Annotated in this window: 16 protein-coding genes and 1 pseudogene; 15 read left to right on the top strand and 2 right to left on the bottom strand. The window is 71.6% G+C overall.

What is annotated here, in order from left to right; genetic code table 11:
- Nucleotides 1–2 precede the first annotated feature (2 nt).
- Nucleotides 3–248 (bottom strand): DUF5703 family protein, encoded by a 246-nt coding sequence (locus tag FS770_RS07095; RefSeq protein WP_414672736.1) that lies wholly within the window; start codon nucleotides 246–248, stop codon nucleotides 3–5.
- Nucleotides 249–288: 40 nt separating this feature from the next.
- Here FS770_RS07095 and FS770_RS07090 point away from each other — a divergent pair, with 40 nt between their 5' ends.
- The 3 genes from FS770_RS07090 (at nucleotide 289) to mshC (ending at nucleotide 3,177) form a co-directional block, all read left to right on the top strand.
- Entirely contained in the window at nucleotides 289–654 is a 366-nt protein-coding gene (locus tag FS770_RS07090) for a primosomal protein (RefSeq protein ID WP_144942853.1), read from the top strand.
- Nucleotides 655–907: 253 nt separating this feature from the next.
- Complete coding sequence (locus FS770_RS07085) at nucleotides 908–1,741, top strand: undecaprenyl-diphosphate phosphatase (RefSeq protein ID WP_144942854.1); 834 nt, start codon at nucleotides 908–910, stop codon at nucleotides 1,739–1,741.
- A gap of 125 nt (nucleotides 1,742–1,866) precedes the next feature.
- Nucleotides 1,867–3,177, top strand: a complete 1,311-nt coding sequence (gene mshC, locus FS770_RS07080) for a cysteine--1-D-myo-inosityl 2-amino-2-deoxy-alpha-D-glucopyranoside ligase (RefSeq protein WP_145010798.1) — start codon at nucleotides 1,867–1,869, stop codon at nucleotides 3,175–3,177.
- Between the two features lie 115 nt (nucleotides 3,178–3,292).
- Here mshC and FS770_RS07075 read toward each other — a convergent pair whose 3' ends face one another.
- A complete protein-coding gene (locus tag FS770_RS07075) occupies nucleotides 3,293–4,189 on the bottom strand; it encodes a PAC2 family protein (RefSeq protein WP_144942856.1) in 897 nt (298 codons plus the stop codon).
- An 83-nt stretch (nucleotides 4,190–4,272) separates the two neighbouring features.
- On the opposite strand from FS770_RS07075, the gene FS770_RS07070 reads away from it, so the two are divergent.
- The 12 genes and pseudogenes from FS770_RS07070 to tatC all read left to right on the top strand — a co-directional run bounded on the left by FS770_RS07070 (nucleotide 4,273) and on the right by tatC (nucleotide 17,769).
- Complete coding sequence (locus FS770_RS07070; RefSeq protein WP_144942857.1) at nucleotides 4,273–5,454, top strand: site-2 protease family protein; 1,182 nt, start codon at nucleotides 4,273–4,275, stop codon at nucleotides 5,452–5,454.
- Between the two features lie 230 nt (nucleotides 5,455–5,684).
- Entirely contained in the window at nucleotides 5,685–6,890 is a 1,206-nt protein-coding gene (locus FS770_RS07065) for a tRNA (adenine-N1)-methyltransferase (protein ID WP_244944801.1), read from the top strand.
- The gene (arc, locus tag FS770_RS07060; protein WP_244944800.1) at nucleotides 6,883–8,742 is read left to right on the top strand and encodes a proteasome ATPase; all 1,860 of its coding nucleotides are present in this window, start codon (nucleotides 6,883–6,885) and stop codon (nucleotides 8,740–8,742) included. Before FS770_RS07065 ends, arc begins: the two co-directional genes overlap by 8 nt.
- On the top strand, nucleotides 8,739–10,448 hold the full coding sequence (gene dop, locus FS770_RS07055) for a depupylase/deamidase Dop (RefSeq protein WP_244944799.1): 1,710 nt from the start codon (nucleotides 8,739–8,741) through the stop codon (nucleotides 10,446–10,448). Before arc ends, dop begins: the two co-directional genes overlap by 4 nt.
- 150 nt (nucleotides 10,449–10,598) lie before the next feature.
- Nucleotides 10,599–10,805: a ubiquitin-like protein Pup gene (locus tag FS770_RS07050; protein WP_055083727.1), complete on the top strand. Its 207-nt coding sequence runs from the start codon at nucleotides 10,599–10,601 to the stop codon at nucleotides 10,803–10,805.
- A 4-nt stretch (nucleotides 10,806–10,809) separates the two neighbouring features.
- Nucleotides 10,810–12,219 (top strand): Pup--protein ligase, encoded by a 1,410-nt coding sequence (pafA, locus tag FS770_RS07045; RefSeq protein WP_145010795.1) that lies wholly within the window; start codon nucleotides 10,810–10,812, stop codon nucleotides 12,217–12,219.
- 104 nt (nucleotides 12,220–12,323) lie between these two features.
- The gene (locus FS770_RS07040) at nucleotides 12,324–13,331 is read left to right on the top strand and encodes an FKBP-type peptidyl-prolyl cis-trans isomerase (protein ID WP_222126497.1); all 1,008 of its coding nucleotides are present in this window, start codon (nucleotides 12,324–12,326) and stop codon (nucleotides 13,329–13,331) included.
- A gap of 63 nt (nucleotides 13,332–13,394) precedes the next feature.
- The gene (locus FS770_RS07035; protein WP_126874796.1) at nucleotides 13,395–13,790 is read left to right on the top strand and encodes an FKBP-type peptidyl-prolyl cis-trans isomerase; all 396 of its coding nucleotides are present in this window, start codon (nucleotides 13,395–13,397) and stop codon (nucleotides 13,788–13,790) included.
- Nucleotides 13,791–15,968 carry a WYL domain-containing transcriptional regulator gene (locus FS770_RS07030; protein WP_144942860.1) on the top strand — a complete coding sequence of 726 codons (2,178 nt, stop codon included), beginning with the start codon at nucleotides 13,791–13,793 and terminating at the stop codon, nucleotides 15,966–15,968.
- Between the two features lie 23 nt (nucleotides 15,969–15,991).
- The gene (locus FS770_RS07025; protein ID WP_144942861.1) at nucleotides 15,992–16,375 is read left to right on the top strand and encodes a hypothetical protein; all 384 of its coding nucleotides are present in this window, start codon (nucleotides 15,992–15,994) and stop codon (nucleotides 16,373–16,375) included.
- A pseudogene (gene tatA, locus FS770_RS14295) lies at nucleotides 16,356–16,601 on the top strand (Sec-independent protein translocase subunit TatA); the annotation flags it as partial. The gene FS770_RS07025 and the pseudogene tatA, both read left to right, overlap by 20 nt.
- A gap of 355 nt (nucleotides 16,602–16,956) precedes the next feature.
- Nucleotides 16,957–17,769 (top strand): twin-arginine translocase subunit TatC, encoded by an 813-nt coding sequence (gene tatC / locus FS770_RS07015; RefSeq protein ID WP_144942947.1) that lies wholly within the window; start codon nucleotides 16,957–16,959, stop codon nucleotides 17,767–17,769.
- Nucleotides 17,770–17,814: the final 45 nt, after the last annotated feature.

Below are 17,814 nucleotides of genomic sequence, written 5' to 3'. Positions count from 1 at the left end.
AGTCAGAGCGTGCGATCCACGCGCATGATGCGCCGGCGCATCACGTAGCGCCGGGCACCCCCGTAGAGCACCGCGGAGCGCATGAGCTCCCACTTGCCGTACTCCGCGTGCTCCTTGACGCGGGTCCGGGCCTCGGCAATCTTCTCGCGGGGCGCCACGGTCAGCGAGAGGTACTCGTAGCGCTCGTCGCGTCCGGTCATGGTGGGGTGGCCGGACACCGAACTGTGCTTCAGACGTTGTTCTTTCATCGCTACCCATTCTGCTCCGATACCGGCTAACGTCTACACCATGAGCACCGATCCCCGCGCCGCCCTGCAATCTCTCGTCAACGCCCTCGAAGAACACCTCGCCGCCGCGGCCAACCGCCGCTCGGACGACGACCCCTCGGTGGACGGGGCCTACCTGGCCATCGCGAACTCGTTCGAGGCCTACGAGGAGGCGCTCTACGACGCCTACGACGAGGTCACCCCCCTCACCGTCTTCGCGGACGACGACGACTCGGACGACGACTACGACGAGGACGATGACGACGAGGAGGACGACCTCCTCGAGGACAACGAGATGCTGGACGAGGACCTCGTGGACGAGGACGACTACGACGAGGACGACGACTCCTCCGCAGACTCCTCCAACGGGTCGCGCGAGCGCCGCTGACGCGACCGGCACACCGGATCGACGAGGGCCCCCACCGCTGGTGGGGGCCCTCGTGCGTTTCCCCCAGGAAGACACCCGGGGTTCCCGCCGATGACGTCGCGGCCACGCCGCCGACTGTGACGCCCGTGGCCTGTGACCCGCACCTGTGACCTCGGCGTGGATCCAGCGTGCGGATCGGGCGCGCGGTGGGTGCCCAGAGTGCTCTCAGGCCGGTGGCGGGGGAGGCCCGGAGGGGGTGCCGTACAGTTGTCGCGTGAACTGGATCGAAGCGATAATCCTGGGCCTGGTGCAGGGCCTGACAGAATTCCTCCCCGTCTCCTCCTCCGCGCACCTGCGGATCGTGGGCGAGTTCCTGCCGAACGGCGCGGACCCCGGTGCAACCTTCACCGCGATCACGCAGCTGGGCACGGAGACCGCTGTGATCATCTTCTTCTGGCGGGACATCGTGCGCATCATCAAGCGGTGGGCGCTGTCGCTGACCGGCAGGGTGGACCGCAGCGATCCGGACGCCCGCATGGGGTGGTTCATCATCCTGGGCTCGTTGCCCATTGCGGTGCTCGGCCTGCTGCTGCAGGACTACATCGAGACGCAGTTCCGTTCACTGTGGATCACGGCCACGATGCTCGTCGTCTTCGGTCTCTTCCTGGCCATCGCAGACCGGGTGGGCAAGCAGGAGCGCAGCCTGGAGGACCTGAACCTCAAGCACGCCGTGGGCTACGGCTTCGCGCAGGCGCTTGCGCTGATCCCGGGAGTCTCCCGCTCCGGCGGAACCATCACCGCCGGTCTGCTGATGGGCTACACGCGAGCCGCCGCCGCGCGCTACGCGTTCCTGCTGGCGATCCCCGCCGTGTTCTCCTCCGGGCTCTACCAGCTCTACAAGGCGGTCAGCGGTAAGGAGGCCGGCGGGGTCTACACCATGGGCCAGACGACCGTGGCCACCGTCATTGCGTTCGCGGTGGGCTACCTGATCATCGGCTGGTTCATGCACTACATTTCCGAGCGCAGCTACAACCTGTTCGTGTGGTACCGCGTGCTGCTGGGTGCCGTGGTGTTCGTGCTGCTCGGCACGGGTCTGATCAACGCCTGATCCTGCCCGGGCACCCGCCGTGGCGACCGGCCCCGGCGAGTGGCTCCCCGTGTCCCGGGGAATAGCGCACCGGCGGGGCCCGTTGCGATCGTGAGTACTGTCAGCTCCTCCTACCGAAGGTGAACATGAAGTCTTGGCCCAGCCGCCCGGTCCCGGAACTGCCCGGGACGTCCTGCGTCCCGAGGGTGCACGACACGAGTACCGGACGCACGGAGGCGGTGGCGCCGCTGGGGGACCGCGCGGGGCTCTACGTGTGCGGGATCACTCCGTACGACGCGACCCACATGGGCCACGCCGCCACGTACGTCACGTTCGACCTGCTCTACCGTGCCTGGCGCGACGCCGGGTACCCCGTGGACTACGTGCAGAACGTCACGGACGTGGACGACCCCCTGCTGGAGCGCGCGATCGCCACGGGCGTGGACTGGCGTGAGTTGGCCGAGTCACAGACGCAGCTGTTCCGCACGGACATGGCCGCACTGAACGTCCTCGCTCCGGAGCACTACGTGGGTGCCACCGAGGCCGTGGAGTGGATCGTGCCCGCCGTCGAGCGGCTCGTGGAGCGCGGGCTGGCCTACCGGGTGCCTGCGGGCACCGGCCAGGACGGGCAGCCGGCACCCGCCGGGGACGTCTACTTCGACGTCGCCGCCGCGGGGCGCCTGCGCGAGGACGACCCGGACGCCTGGGTGGTGGGCAGCACGTGCCGCATGAACCGCGGGCAGATGATGCCCCTGTTCGCGGACCACGGCGGGGACCCGGATCGCACGGGCAAGCGCGACGCCCTGGACCCGTTGCTGTGGCGCGTTGAGCGCCCGGGGGAGCCCTCGTGGGACGGTGCGTCCCTGGGCCGTGGCCGCCCGGGGTGGCACATCGAGTGCAGCGTGATCGCGCTGAAGTACCTGCCCACGCCGTTCACGGTGCAGGGTGGTGGCTCGGACCTCGCGTTCCCGCACCACGACATGGGCGCGGGGCACGCTTACGCGCTGTCCAGCGAACCGATGGCTCAGCACTACGTGCACACCGCCATGGTGGGGCTGGACGGCGAGAAGATGTCCAAGTCCAAGGGCAACCTGGTGCTCGTCTCGACCCTGCGGCAGCAGGGCGTGGACCCGGCCGCCATCCGTGTCGCGATCCTCTCGAACCACTACCGCACAGACTGGTTCTGGACGGACGAGCTGCTGGAGGACTCGAAGCGCCGTCTGGTCCGCTGGCGGGAGGCCGCCGCGAAGCCGGAGACGGCCGGGGCCCAGGCACTGCTGGAGGCCGTGCGTGCGGCACTGGCCGAGGATCTCGACGCTCCCGCGGCGCTGCTCGCCGTGGACGCGTGGGCGGCCCGGAATCTGGGCGGAGCCGCCCAGCGCGGCTCCGAGTCGTCCGCGGAGGACGCGCAGCTGGTGCGGGACACGCTCGACGCGCTGCTCGGCGTCGTCCTCTGAGGACCCGGTGGGAGGAGGGCCCACGGTCACCCCGAACAGGGTGTCCGTGGGCCCTCCTCCGTGCCCGGCGCGGTGTGTGCCCCCGTGGTGACGGGCGAGTGACCGCGGGGCCGGGTCATTTGCGGTCGTCGCGGCGGCGCAGGTAGCGCTCGAACTCGCGCGCGATCGCGTCCCCGGTGGCCTCCGGGAGGTCCACGGTGTCCTTGGCCTCCTCGAGCTGCCGGACGTAGTCCGCGACTTCCGGGTCCTCGGAGGCGAGCTCGTCCACGCCGCGCTCCCACGCCTCGGCATCCTCGACCACCGGCTCCAGGGGCAACGACATGCCGAGCAGGTCCTCCAGCTGGCGCAGCAACGCGAGCTGGGCCTTCGGGGAGGGCGAGTGCGCCACGTAGTGCGGCACGGCGGCCCACATGCTCAGCGTGGGGAAGCCCGCGAGGGCGGCCATGTGGGAGAGCACCCCCACGATGCCCGTGGGGCCCTCGTACTGGGGTGCCTCGATCTCGAGCTCCTCCCGCAACTCCTCGGTGTCCGAGGTCAGAGTCACGGGGATGGGGCGCGTGTGGGGGACGTCCGCGAGCAGGGAGCCCAGCATGATCACGAAGTCCACGTCCAGTGCGGTGGCCTGCTCGATGAGCTCCGCCGTGAAGGTCCGCCACCGGTAGGACGGCTCCCAGCCGTGCAGCAGGACCACGTCGAGGTTCGTGCCCGCCACGCTCGCCTTCGTCAGCCGGGTGCTGGGCCAGTGCAGCTTCTGCTCCCCGGTCAGTGAACGCCGGATGATGGGCCGCGAGTACTGGTAGTCGTAGTAGTCGTCCGACTCGACCTCGAAGACCTCCTTGGCCCCGAGGTGCTCGCGGATCAGCTTCAGAGAGTCGGTTGCGGCGTCCCCGGCGTCGTTCCAGCCCTCGAACGCGGCGATGAGGACCGTGACGGTCTCCTGCTCCCGACCGTCACGCACCACTCCGAAGGGACCGGTGCCGGGTTGCTCCGCATTGCTGTGCGATGTGCTCACCGCTCCACTGTACGGCGCCCGTCCCGGCGGTTCCACGACGGCCACCCAGCCCGGTGCCGGGTGGCCCACTTACCATGTGCACCATGGCCGATCCCCGCTTCCCCGCCCCCGACGCCGCCTCCTCACCCGCGGGGCGCCCGCGCCGCTCTCGCGGGGTCCGCCTGGGCCGGGTGCTCGGCGTGGAGGTCCGTCTGGACCGCTCGTGGTTCCTGATCGCGGGCCTGACCGTGGTGATGTACGGCCCGGTGCTGTGGCGGGTGTACCCGGACCTCGGGTGGCTGAACCTCGTGGTGGCGCTGGGCTTCGCCGTGGGCCTGGCGGTGAGCGTGCTCGCACACGAGCTCGCGCACGCGGCCGCCGGGCGACGCGCCGGGTGGCCCGTGGACCGGATCGTGCTCACCCTGATGGGCGGTCACACCACGTTCGGCACCGTGCGCACCCGACCCCTGCCCACCGCTCTGGTCTCCCTCGCCGGCCCGCTGGCCAACGTGGCGCTCGCGGTCCTCGGCGAGGTCCTGCTCGCTGCCGCACCGGCCGGGGCCACCGGGCCCTGGTGGGCACTCGCGCAGCTGCTCGTGATCGCGAACTGGGTGCTCGGACTGTTCAACCTCCTGCCGGGCCTGCCCCTGGACGGCGGCCGGGTGGTCGAGGCCGTGGTGTGGACGGTGACCGGCTCCGAGTGGCGGGGCACGGCCGTGTCCGCGTGGTGCGGACGGGGGATCGCCGCGCTGCTGGTGCTGTGGCTCGTGTGGACGCAGCAGTGGCGCCAGCCCGCCGTGCTCGTGGTCTCGCTGCTCGTCGTCACATTCATCGTCGCGGGTGCCGGCCAGGCACTGCGGCAGGCGCGGCTGATGGGTCGGCTCGACTCCGTGCGGGCGGAGGAGATCGCCCGCCCCGCCATGGAGTTCACGCCCGCCACCCCACTCTCGCTCGTTGACGCCACCGTCACGGCGGCCACCGGGGACGACTACCGCGGCTGGACGCCGGACGTGGTCGCCCGGGACGCGGCCCGGGGCACCCTCGGCGTGCTCGACCCCGCACTCGCGGCCCGCGTGCCGCTGCCGGAGCGCTCCCGCGTGGCACTGGGGGACGTGTGTCAGTGGTACCCGGCGGACGCGGTGGTCGCCCCGCGGACCCCCGGTGGCGAACTCGCGCGGCAGCTGGAGGCCGGGCGGCTGCAGTGGGTGTGGGTGGCCGACGACGTCGCCCCGGTCACGGGGGTCGTGCACCACGAGGACCTCGTGCGCCACGCGCTGCACCGCTGACCTCTGCGGACGGGATCCCGGCGGGCGTGGTCTCGGCAGTGCCCCCTCTCCACCCCACCCCGGCCCGCTACGAGGCGACGGCGGCCCCGCCAGCGCGCGGGCGGCGTCGTCCCCGGTGGTAGCGGTGTGGGTACGGTGAGAGAATGAGAAGAGGCCCCGGCACGGCAGTGCGGCGGGCCGAGGACGGGCGGCACCCGCCGTCATCGTCGAGCAGGTGTGAAAGTGAGCAGATGACCCAGCAGCAGCCCCGAGACATCCCCGTGACCCCCGCCCCGGTGCGCGGCGCCGCCAACCGGCGCGGTCCGTTCCGCTCCGGTGAGCGCGTCCAGCTCACGGACGAGAGCGGGAAGATGACCACCATCACCCTGGTGGATGGAGGGGAGCACCACACCCACCGCGGGGTCCTCGGCCACGACCTGCTGGTCGGGCGGCCGGAGGGCACGGTGGTGACCAACACCTCGGGCATCCAGTACCAGGCGCTGCGCCCCCTGCTCAAGGACTTCGTGCTGTCCATGCCGCGCGGAGCCGCCGTGGTGTACCCGAAGGACGCCGGGCAGATCGTGGCGATGGCGGACATCTTCCCCGGGGCGCGCGTGGTCGAGGCCGGCGTGGGCTCCGGCGCCCTCACCATCTCGCTGCTGCGGGCAGTGGGGGACGAGGGCCACGTGCGCTCCTTCGAGCGCCGCAAGGAGTTCGCCGAGATCGCGCGCGGGAACATCGAGACCATGTTCGGCGGCCCGCACCCCGCGTGGCACCTGAGCATGGGCGACCTCGCCGAGGAGCTCGGGGAGAACGAGGAGCCGGGCTCCGTGGACCGCGTGGTGCTGGACATGCTCGCACCGTGGGAGTGCCTCGACGCCGTGGCCACCGCGCTGGCCCCCGGTGGTGTGGTGATCTGCTACGTGGCCACCGTGCCGCAGCTCTCCCGCGTGGCCGAGGCCATGCGCGCTGACGGGCGCTTCACCGAGCCCGAGGCCTCCGAGACCATGGTTCGAGGCTGGCACGTGGAAGGGCTCGCGGTGCGCCCGGACCACCGCATGGTCGCCCACACCGGTTTCCTGATCCAGTCCCGCCGCCTTGCCGACGGCTCGCCCCGGCTCGCACCGAAGCGGCGCGCATCGAAGAGCGAGTACACCGAGGAGGACCTGCAGGCCTGGACCCCGGTGGCCCTGGGCGAGCGCGTGGTCTCCGACAAGAAGCTCCGTCGCGCCGGGCGCGACGCAACGTCTTTGGCCCAGCACGCCGCCCGCGCGGACCGCGAGATCTCCGAGGGTCGCGCGGAGTCGGACAGGCACCCAGTGGTGACCGCCAGCGACGACGCCACGGAAAGCGCGTCGTCGTCCCCAGACACCTCGAGCACCCAGGACACCCGGGGCGCCTCGGCCGCGCACCCGACCGTGGCCGGTGAGCGGCTGGACGAGGAGCGTCATGTCTGAGGCACCCCACCCGCAGCAGCGGCCCCAGCGCTCGTCGGAGGAGATCGTGCAGCGGCAGATGGCCATGCTGCGGGACCAGAAGCGCAACCTCGACAAGCAGCTCAGCGCCCTGGGTTCGCAGAACGAGAAGCTGGTGCGGCTGCTCAACGCGTCCCGCCAGGAGATCGTGACGCTCAAGAAGACCCTGGCTGCGGAGGCCGAGCCGCCCGCCACGTTCGCCACGATCCTGCAGGTCAACCACGGCAGGCAGCCGGTGGGAGAGGCCACCGGGGACGGCCCCGTGGTCACCGGACCCACCGTGGACGTGCTCGCGGCCGGGCGTCGGATGCGCGTGGCACTGAGCCCCCTCGTCTCTCTGGGCGCGTGCGAACCCGGCCTCGGGGTGCTGCTCAACGAGAACTACGTGGTGGTCGCGGTGCTCGACTACGAGCGCACCGGGGAGGTCGCCACCGTCAAGGAAGTGGTGGACCACGACCGCGTCCTCACTGTGGGCCGCTCGGACGAGGAGCGCGTGCTGCTGCTCTCCGGCAGGCTGCGCCGCGAGCGCCCAAAACCCGGCGACGCCGTCACCGTGGACCACCGCACCGGCTTCGCCCTGGAGCCCGTGGCCCGCACGGACGTCGAGCAGCTCGTGCTGGAGGAGGTCCCGGACGTCAGCTACTCGGACGTCGGCGGGCTGGGCCCCCAGATCGAGGCCATCCGCGACGCCGTGGAGCTGCCCCACATCCACCCCGAGATCTTCCGCGAGCACGGCCTGCACCCGCCCAAGGGCATCCTGCTCTACGGGCCCCCGGGCAACGGCAAGACACTGATCGCCAAGGCCGTGGCCCGCTCCCTCGCCGAGCGCAGCGCCGCGAAGGCCGGGCGCTCGCGGGCCGAGGGGTACTTCCTGAACATCAAGGGCCCCGAGCTGCTGGACAAGTACGTGGGGGAGACGGAGCGGCAGATCCGCTCGATCTTCGCCAACGCGCGCGAGCAGGCGGCCCGGGGCGTGCCCGTGGTCGTGTTCTTCGACGAGATGGACTCGCTGTTCCGGGTCCGCGGCTCGGGGCTCTCCTCGGACGTGGAGACCACGATCGTGCCGCAGCTGCTCACGGAGATCGACGGCGTGGAGAAGCTCGACAACGTCATGGTCGTGGGTGCCACCAACCGTGAGGACATGATCGACCCCGCCGTGCTGCGCCCCGGACGCCTGGACGTGAAGATCCGCATCGACCGCCCGGACCGCGAGGGGGCGCGCGAGATCTTCTCGCTCTACGTCACCGAGGACCTCCCGCTGCGGGAGGACGACGTCGCCCGCGCCGGTTCCCGCGCGGCCGCCGCCGAGGAGTTGGTCCGGGCCGCCGTGGAGCGCATGTACGCGCGGGTGTCGGACACCGAGTTCCTCACGATCACCCACAAGGACGGTTCGCAGGAGACCCTCTACTTCGCGGACTACGCGTCCGGCGCGGTGATCCGCAACGTGGTGGACCGCGCCAAGAAGCAGGCGATCAAGACCCTTCTCACCACCGGGCGGCGCGGGCTCACCGCTGAGCACCTGGTGCGTGCGGTGGACGAGGAGTTCCACGAGCAGCAGGACCTGCCGAACACGGGGGACGCCGAGGACTGGGCCCGGCTCACGGGACGCCGCGCGGACACGTTCCAGGACGTGCGGATCGTGCGGCACACCCCGGTGCAGGGTGATGCCACGGAGCAGGGCGCGCTCGCGTCAGCATCCTCGACCGCGTCCTCGACTGATGGGTCCACCGGATCGGAAACTGGCTCCGGCACGGGCTCAGCGGCCGGTTCGGCGGACGGCTCCGCCGCCGGTTCGGCGACCGGTTTGGATGCCCTGCGGGGTGGTGCACGGTGACGGTGCGCAGGATCATGGGCAGCGAGACGGAGTTCGGCGTGCTGGCCCAGGGCGAGCCGGGGGCCAACCCCACGGTGCTCTCGACGCGCGTGGTGACCGGCTACGCCGCCTGGGTCGCACGCCAGCACCGCACGGCCGCCACTCATCGGAATGGGGAGGCAACCCGGCCGGGTGCTGCCGCCGACCAGCACGGTGCGGGGGCGCAGGACGCCCCGCTGGGCACCGCGTGGGACTACGGCTCCGAGGCCCCGCTCACGGACGCCCGCGGCTTCACGGTGGACCGGGAAGCGGCCCACCCCTCGCAGCTCACGGACAGCGCCCCGGAGCTCACGGCGGAGGAGATCGCCGCGGAGGCCATCCAGGAGTCCGCGCTGTACGCGGAGGACATGGACTGGCGCCGGGTGGTCATGAACACCGTGATCCCCAACGGCGCGCGGGTCTACGTGGACCACTCCCACCCGGAGTACTCCTCCCCGGAGGTCACGAACCCGCTCGACGCCCTCACATGGGACGCCGCGGGGGACGTGGTGGCGCACCGGGCTGTGGACTTCCTCGCCGCGGGTTCCGGGCAGGGCGCGCCCGTGAACCTCTACAAGAACAACACGGACAACAAGTCCGTCTCCTACGGGGCCCACGAGAACTACACGGTCTCCAGAGACGTCCCGTTCGAGCGGATCACCGCGGCGCTGCTGCCGTTCTTCGCGTCCCGCCAGGTGGTCTGCGGGGCCGGACGCGTGGGGATCGGCACGGACGGCTCCCGGCCCGGGTTCCAGCTCAGCCAGCGCGCGGACTTCTTCGAGCGCACCGTGGGGCTGGAGACCACCATCCACCGGCCGATCGTCAACACCCGGGACGAACCGCACGCGGACGACGCCCGCTACCGCCGGCTGCACGTGATCATCGGAGACGCCAACCTCTCCCACACGGCCACCCTGCTGAAGTTCGGTGCCACCTCGCTCGTCCTGAACCTCGTGGAGCACGACCGTGTCCCGGAACTGGACCTCGTGGACCCCGTGGCCGCCCTGCAGAGCATCAGCCACGACCCGTCCCTGGCCACGACCGTGCCCCTGCGCGACGGCCGCGAGCTCACGGGCGTGCAGCTGCAGCGCGAGTACCACCGGGCGGCCCTGGAGCTGGAGACCGAGCTCGCCCCGGACGGACTGGACCCGGACACCGCGCAGGTGCTCGAACTGTGGGACGAGGTGCTGACGGGCCTCGCCGCGGACCCGGCCCAGCTGGCCGACCGCCTGGACTGGGCCGCCAAGTACGCCCTGCTGCAGGCCTACCGCCGCCGGGACGCGATGTCCTGGGACGACCCGCGGCTGCTCGCCATCGACCTGCAGTACGCGGACGTCCGGCCAGACAAGGGCCTCTACCACCGGCTCGCGGCGGGCGGGCGGATCCGCACCCTCGTGGACCACGCCCGGATCGTCGACGCCGCGGACACCCCTCCCGTGGACACCCGCGCGTGGTTCCGCGGCACCGCAGTGGCCACCTATCCGGAGGCAATGGCCGGGGTGGGGTGGGACACCGTGAGCGTGAGCTTCCCCGGGGTGCGCCGCGGCGCACGGATCGCGATGCCCGAGCCCGGGGACCTCACCCGGAAGGTGAGCGGAGACTGGTTCACCGCCCCGGACGCCGAGCAGTGGGTGGCCCAGGTGGCCCGGCACCGCCCCGGACTGGTCACAGGCAGCAGCACCGACTGACCCGGTGCCGCTCACAGGGACGGCGCGGCCGCACGAGCGACCACCGGCAGGCCGGGTGGCACGCGGGCACACGCACCACCGGACAAGAGACGCACGCAGACACGAACGGACACGTCCGGGTGAACGAATCCCGGGCACACAGGAGGAGACATGGCACAGGAACGCATCTTCGGCACGGGGTCCCGCCGCGAGGAGGAGCCGGACGCACCCGCGCCGGCCACCCCGCCGTCGTCCGGGGCCGCCCAGGCCCAGCACGACACCCGGGGCACGGACGACCTGCTCGCCGAGATCGACGGCGTGCTCGAGACCAACGCCGAGGCCTTCGTGAAGGGCTTCGTCCAGAAGGGCGGTCAGTGACGGCGTGGAACGGCGCATCTACGGGATCGAGACCGAGTTCGGACTGACCCACAGCGCACCGCAGGGCCGTCCCCTGGGTGCGGACGAGACGGCGCGGCGGCTGTTCGCACCGGTGCTCGCGTGGGGGCGGGCCTCCAACGTGTTCCTGCCTAACGGCGGGCGCCTGTACCTGGACGTGGGCTCCCACCCCGAGTACGCGACGGCAGAGGCTGCGACCCTGCAGGACGTCGTCGCCCAGGACGCCGCCGGCGAACGGATCGTGGACGACCTGCGCGCCCAGCTGCAGGAGAGCCTGGACGCCGAGGGCGTGGGCGGCACGGTGCACCTGTTCAAGAACAACGCGGACTCCGCAGGCAACTCGTTCGGCTCGCACGAGAACTACATGATTGCCCGCCGCACGGAGTTCTCCCGGCTGGTCCAGCACCTGCTGCCGCTGCTGGTCACGCGGCAGATCCTCGTGGGCGCGGGCCGGGTGCACCCGGACGGGCCGCCGTCCTTCGGCTCCCTGGCCCTGGGGGACGGGCGCCCCGGCTACTCGTTCTCCCAGCGGGCGGACCACGTGTGGGAGGGGTCGTCCTCGGCCACCACCCGCTCCCGCCCCATGATCAACACCCGGGACGAACCGCACGCGGACGCCGAGCGCTACCGCCGGCTGCACGTCATCACGGGCGACTCGTCCATGTCCCAGACCACCACGGCGCTGAAGATCGGCATCACGGACGCGGTGCTGCGGATGATCGAGGCGGGCCAGATCCTGCCGGACCGCACGCTCGCGGACCCGGCCGCCGCCCTGCGGCAGGTCTCCCACGACCTCACCGGTTTGGCACCGCTGGAGCTGGCCGCGGGGGGCCACCGCTCGGCGATCGAACTGCAGCGCGAGTACCTTGAGGAGGTCACCCGGTTCGTGCAGCGCCACGGCGCGCACCACGACCGCCTCGACTGGGTCCTCGGTCTGTGGGACCGCGGGCTGCGGGCCGTCGAGGAGCAGGACAGCGCGCTGGTGGACCGCGAGCTGGACTGGGCCATCAAGAAGAAGCTGCTGGACTCCTACGCGAGCGCCCACGGGATGGACTGGTCCCACCCCCGCATGGCGCAGTTGGACCTCGCCTACCACGACACCTCCGCGCGCCACGGACTCTTCCACATGCTGGAGCGCCGCGGTGCCGTGGAGACGTTCGTGACCCCGCAGGACGTCGAGCGCGCCGTCGTCGAAGGCCCTCCCACCCGGGCGCAGATGCGCGGGCGGTTCGTGGCCGCGGCCCACGACGCCGGGGTCAGCACCACCGTGGACTGGGTGCACCTGAAGCTCAACGGGGAGCACCAGCAGAGCACGGTCATGTGCAAGGACCCCTTCGCCACCACCCAGCCGGACGTCGAGGGGCTGATCGCGGAGATCACCTCCGGACGCGCCTGACCCCACCCGCCCGCAGTGTTCCGGGGACTCTCCCAGCCGCGGCCCACGCGGGCCCTCTACATTGGCCCCGAGCCAGCACCCCGATGACGAAAGGTCACCCCCTCGTGCGAAAGATCATCCCCGCCGGCACCGCCGCGCTCGCCCTGTCCCTGCTGCTGACCGGCTGCGGCGGGGGCTCGGGCTGGGACTCCGTGGAACTGTCCGCAGACCCCTCGGAGGGCACCGCGCCGTCGGTGTCCTTCGAGACCCCCCTGAAGGTGGACGACGCGCAGACCAAGGTCCTGAAGGAGGGGGACGGTGAGGAGATCCACGCCGGCGACAGCATCATGCTGCAGGCGGCCCTGTACAAGGGCTCGGATGGTTCCTCGCTGGGGGACACCTACAGTCAGGGTGCCGGACAGGTGCTGACCGTCAACGACGAGCTCAAGGACTCCCTGCCGCAGATGTACGACGCCCTGACGAAGGCCAAGGAGGGGGAGATCATCGCGTACAGCTCTCCCAAGACCAGCGGCGCGGCCTCCGAGGGGGACGACTCCACCTCGGTGGAGGTCTACCAGGTGACCAAGAAGATCATGCCGCCGCTCAACGAGAAGATGAAGACCCCCTCCAAGGGCATGCCCAACGTCACGCAGGACGACAAGGGCACCCCCACGATCGCCAAGCCCTCCGGCAGCGAGCCCAAGGAGCTGAAGACGGACGTGCTGATCGAGGGGGACGGTGACACGGTCAAGGAGTCGGACACCGTGATCGCGAACTATGTGGGCGTGCGCTGGGCGGACGGGAAGTCCTTCGACTCCTCCTACGAGAAGGGCACCCCGGCCTCCTTCCCCCTCAACGGTGTGATCGCCGGCTGGAAGGAGGGTCTGAAGGGCCAGAAGGTGGGCTCGCGCGTGGAGCTGGTGATACCCACCGACAAGGCCTACGGCACGGAGAAGGAGCTCGGCAAGGACTCCCAGTACCCCGCGGGCGCGCTCGTGTTCGTGGTGGACATCCTCGGCACCACACCCACCCCGAAGACGGAGACCGCGAGCCCGCAGGCCTCGGCGAGCGCCACCCCCGGTGCGTCCACGGCGCCGAGCGCGAGCCCGGAGTCCTCTGCGTCCGGCAAGTGAGACACGGCTACACTGTGTGCTCGGCACGGCCCCGCCCGGGGCCCACGACGAAAGGTAGAGCCCGTGTCATTCGGACAGCGCAAGCTTGATCGTTCCAAGCCGGAGATCGACTTCCCCCAGGACCCGGTTCCCACCGAGCTGCGGATCGTGGACGAGATCCAGGGCACCGGCCGGGAGGCGAAGGTCGGGGACACGGTCTCGTGCCACTACGTGGGTGTCACGTACTCGGGCGGCGAGGAGTTCGACGCCTCCTGGAACCGCGGTGAGCCGCTGGGCTTCACGGTGGGCGTGGGACAGGTCATCCAGGGCTGGGACCAGGGTCTGCTGGGCATGAAGGTGGGTGGTCGGCGTCGGCTGGAGATCCCCTCCGAGCTGGCGTACGGCTCGCGCGGCGCCGGCGCCGCGATCGGCCCGGACGAGTCCCTGATCTTCGTGGTGGACCTGCTCGACGTCCGCTGAATGGCGCCCTCCGCGGGACCCTCGGCGCGCCGTTCCACCACGGCGTCCGCCGAGCGGCTCCTCAACCTGCTGATCGCGCTGCTCGACCGCGAGTCCGGGTACACCCGTGAGCAGCTGCGCGGGATCGTGCCCGGTTACGACCGCGCCGGAAATCAGGACGCGTTCGAGCGCATGTTCGAGCGCGACAAGGCGCACCTGCGCTCACTCGGGTACCCGGTGGAGGAGATCCCGGACGACGACCCCTGGGCCTCGGACGCGCAGCTCACCCCCCGCTACCGCGTGCCCCGGGGCTCGTACCGGTTGCCCCGGGTGCGGTTCAGCGCGGAGGAGTCCGCGGTGCTCGCCGTCGCGGCGGACGCGTGGAACGACGCTGCCCAGGACCGGCTCGCACGCCGCGCCCTCGACAAGCTCGAACCGGCGCTCAGCGGCGAGGCGGCGCCGGGCCGGGACCTGCAGCCCACCGTGGCCGTGGCGGACCCCGCCTTCGAGCCGCTGCTCTCGGCAGTGCTTGCGCACCGCACGGTGCGCTTCGACTACGTGGACCGCACCGGGGCGTTCTCCCAGCGCACGGTGCAGCCGTGGGGCGTGGGCTCCCGCTACGGAGCCTGGTACCTCGCGGGCTGGGACACGGACCGGCGTGCACAGCGCACGTTCCGGCTCTCCCGCATCATCTCCGAGGTGGAGACCACGCGCGAGACGTTCGAGCCGCCCCGGGACTTCTCCATGGGCGGTCAGCTCGCGCGCATGGTCAGCCAGCCGCCGCAGCTGTGCGTGGTGGTCCACGTCCGCCAGGGCGCGGGCCAGCTGCTGCGCCGCATTGCCGCTCCGTCCGACTCGCCCGCGTGGCGGGCCCCCGAGGGCTACGACGCCGTGCAGCTCGCGGTGCACGACACCGAGTCCGCGGCGGAGCACGTGTGCGCGGCCGGACCGGACGCCGTCGTGCCCCGCGAACCGGCCCCGGGAGCGGACCCGGACGGGACGGTGGGCAAGGACACCCAGGTGGCGGTCGCGGACGCCGTGGCCCGGCGGCTCGAGGACGCACGCGCGTTCCAGGCGCGGATGTCCGGGGTGCAGGTGCAGTGGGGCAAGCAGCGCCGCCACGGTGCGGCCAAGGCCAGCACGGAGCAGCACCTCGCGCGGCTGCTGCACATCGTGCGCCACGTCTACGCGCACCAGGGTGCGGAGCTGGAGGAGACCGCACGGCACTTCGGCATCACGGACGCGGAGCTGGTCAACGACCTGCAGACCCTGTTCGTGTGCGGACGCCCCGGCCACCTCCCGGATCAGTTGATCGACGCCTCCTGGGACGACGGCCACATCTACCTGGGCAACGCCCAGGAGCTCTCGGAGCCCGTGCGGCTCACCGTGCCCGAGGCGAGCGCGCTGCTCATGGGGCTGCAGACCCTGCAGGCGGTTCCCGGCGGTGACAGCCGCGTGGTGCGCTCTGCCATGCGCAAGGTCGCCACCGCCGCGGACGCCCTGCCGCTCGCGGACGCGCTGGACGTTCCGGACGCCGACGCTGTTTCGGAGCCCCGGGACAGCGAGCTCGTCACCGGGCTGCGGGCCGCCATCGCGGACGGGCGCCGCGTGCGGCTGCGCTACCTCGTGACCTCGCGGGACGAGGTCACCGAGCGGCTCGTGGACCCGGTGCGGATGATCTTCTCGGACGGCCACCAGTACCTGCGCGGGTGGTGCCTGCAGGCCAACGCGCCGCGCACGTTCCGCACGGACCGGATCGTGGGCTGCGAGGACGCCGGGGAGGCAGAGGTGCACCCCCGGATGGAGTCCGAGGTGCGCTCGAGCATCCAGCCGGCCAAGCGCCGCCCCGTGCAGGCCGTGGTGGTCACGGACCGCCGCGGCCGGTGGATCGTGGAGCACTACCACGCCAAGCGGCACGTTGAGGTCGAGGTTCCCGCCCCGGCCACAGGGGGGCCAGGGGCCGGGGGAGCGGACGACGACGCCGCGGCCCACGGCGCGCGCGAGCCCGCCCGTCCGCGCACGGCACGGGGTCCGCGGCCGCTTCCGGAGTTCGTGGCGGCAGAGGTGGACTTCCCCACGCTGGACGCGCTGTGCTCCCTGGTGACACGCCACGCGGGACACGTGGGCGTGGTCTCCCCGCCGGAGGCCGTGGCCGCCGTGGAACAGTGGCTCGACAGCAGCGGCACAGCCCGCACCTAGGCTGACCCGCCTATACTGGCAGCATGCTCTGGTGGATGTGGGTCCTGCTGTGGACCGTGCTGGTCCTGAGCAGCGCGGCGTTCATCGGATGGCTGCTCTACCGGACCCTGCGCGGTCAGGTGCTGCCCGCCCTGGACGACCTCGAGCGCACCGCCGAGGACTTCTCCGTCCGCTGGAACGCCGCGGCCCAGGGGCAGTCCACGCCGCTGCGCACCCCCGCCCCCTCCGCCCTGTTCACCCCGGTGGACGAGACCCGCGCCGCGTACCGCAGCGGCCGCGACCAACGACAGACCGCTCGGCTCATCCGCAGGATGCAGCGTCGGGAGGCACTGGGACAGCCCCAGAGCTACCGGGACGTGCGCCGGGCAGAAACGAAAGGACTCCACCATGTTCGGTCGTCTGGCTGACAGCCCCATCACCATCATTTTGATCCTCGTGGTCATCCTCCTGCTCTTCGGGGCGCCCAAGCTGCCTGGCATGGCCCGCAGCCTCGGCCAGTCCATGCGCATCTTCAAGTCCGAGGTCAAGGAGATGAAGCACGACGACGACCCCAACGTGACGGTCAACGGCCAGCCCGTGGCCAACGGCCAACCGGTGGCCGGTGCCACAGCGCAGCAGGGCGCCACCGCCCAGGCCCCCGCCCAGCAGCCCACCGTGGCGCAGCCCGCGGCCCAGCCGACCGTGCAGCAGCCCACGGCCACCCAGCCCGCCCCGGTCCAGTCCGCGGCTCCGGTGCAGCCCGTCCAGGGGGCGCCGGTCGTGGACCAGAACCAGCGGCCCACCGCCTGAGCGGCAGCAGTCCGTCAGCCCTCGCGTGATCCGGGGCCGAGCCCGTCGGCTCGGCCCCGTCCCGTGCGAGGGGCACGCCCGTCAGAGAGGCCAGTGAGCCATGTCCACTCCCGAGACCGGGACCGCGGGTGCCTCCGCACGCCGGGAACGCAGGCAGCGCAGGAAAGCGACGTCGCGGCGTCGCAACCCCCAGGCGGAGATGGCGCTGAAGGAGCACCTGCGGGAGCTGCGCAACCGGCTCATCAAGTCCGCCGTGGCCACGGTGCTGTGCGCGGTGCTCGGCTTCATGGCCTACGAGCCGTTCATGCAGTACATCACCGCGCCGCTGCAGCGCCTCGCCGAGTCCGGGCGCACGGCAACCATCAACTACTCGTCGGTGGGCGGCTCGTTCAACATCATGGTCGAGGTGGCCCTGGTGCTCGGACTGATCTTCGCCTCGCCCGTGTGGCTGTACCAGTTGTGGGCGTTCATCACTCCAGCGCTGCACAAGAACGAGCGGCGCTATGCCCTGGGGTTCCTGGCCGCGGCCATCCCACTGTTCCTGGGTGGCTGCGCCATGGCCGTGACCGCGCTGCCTGCGGCCGTCTACGCCCTGACCGCGTTCACCCCGGAGGGCGGCGCGAACTTCGTGGAGGCCAGCGTCTACCTGCGGTTCTTCCTGCAGCTGATCCTGACCTTCGGATTCTCGTGCGTGGTGCCCGTGCTGCTCGTGGGGCTCAACATGATGGGCCTGCTGTCCGGGCGCACGGTGCTCAAGTCCTGGCGCGTGGTGGTGGTGATCGTGCTCGTGATCTCCGCGATGGCCGCCCCCGGGCCGGATCCCATGACCATGCTCTACCTGGCCATCCCGCTGCTCGTCCTGTTCTTCGTGGCGGTGGCGCTGTGCCTCTACCTGGACCGCCGTCGGGCGAAGAAGGCCGCGAAGCAGGCGGCCGCCACCGGCGCGAGCGCGGACCGGGGGACCTCCGCGGAGGCCCTGCGCTCGATGGGCAGCACCGCCGCGGAGAAGTGAGCCCGATCACCGGTCCGCGACGGCCCGGACAGGGTGTCGGAGGCA

Origin of the sequence: Kocuria salsicia (assembly GCF_007681555.1) — a bacterium.
GTDB lineage: Bacteria > Actinomycetota > Actinomycetes > Actinomycetales > Micrococcaceae > Kocuria > Kocuria salsicia.
This window is presented reverse-complemented; position numbering and strand designations above follow the sequence as displayed.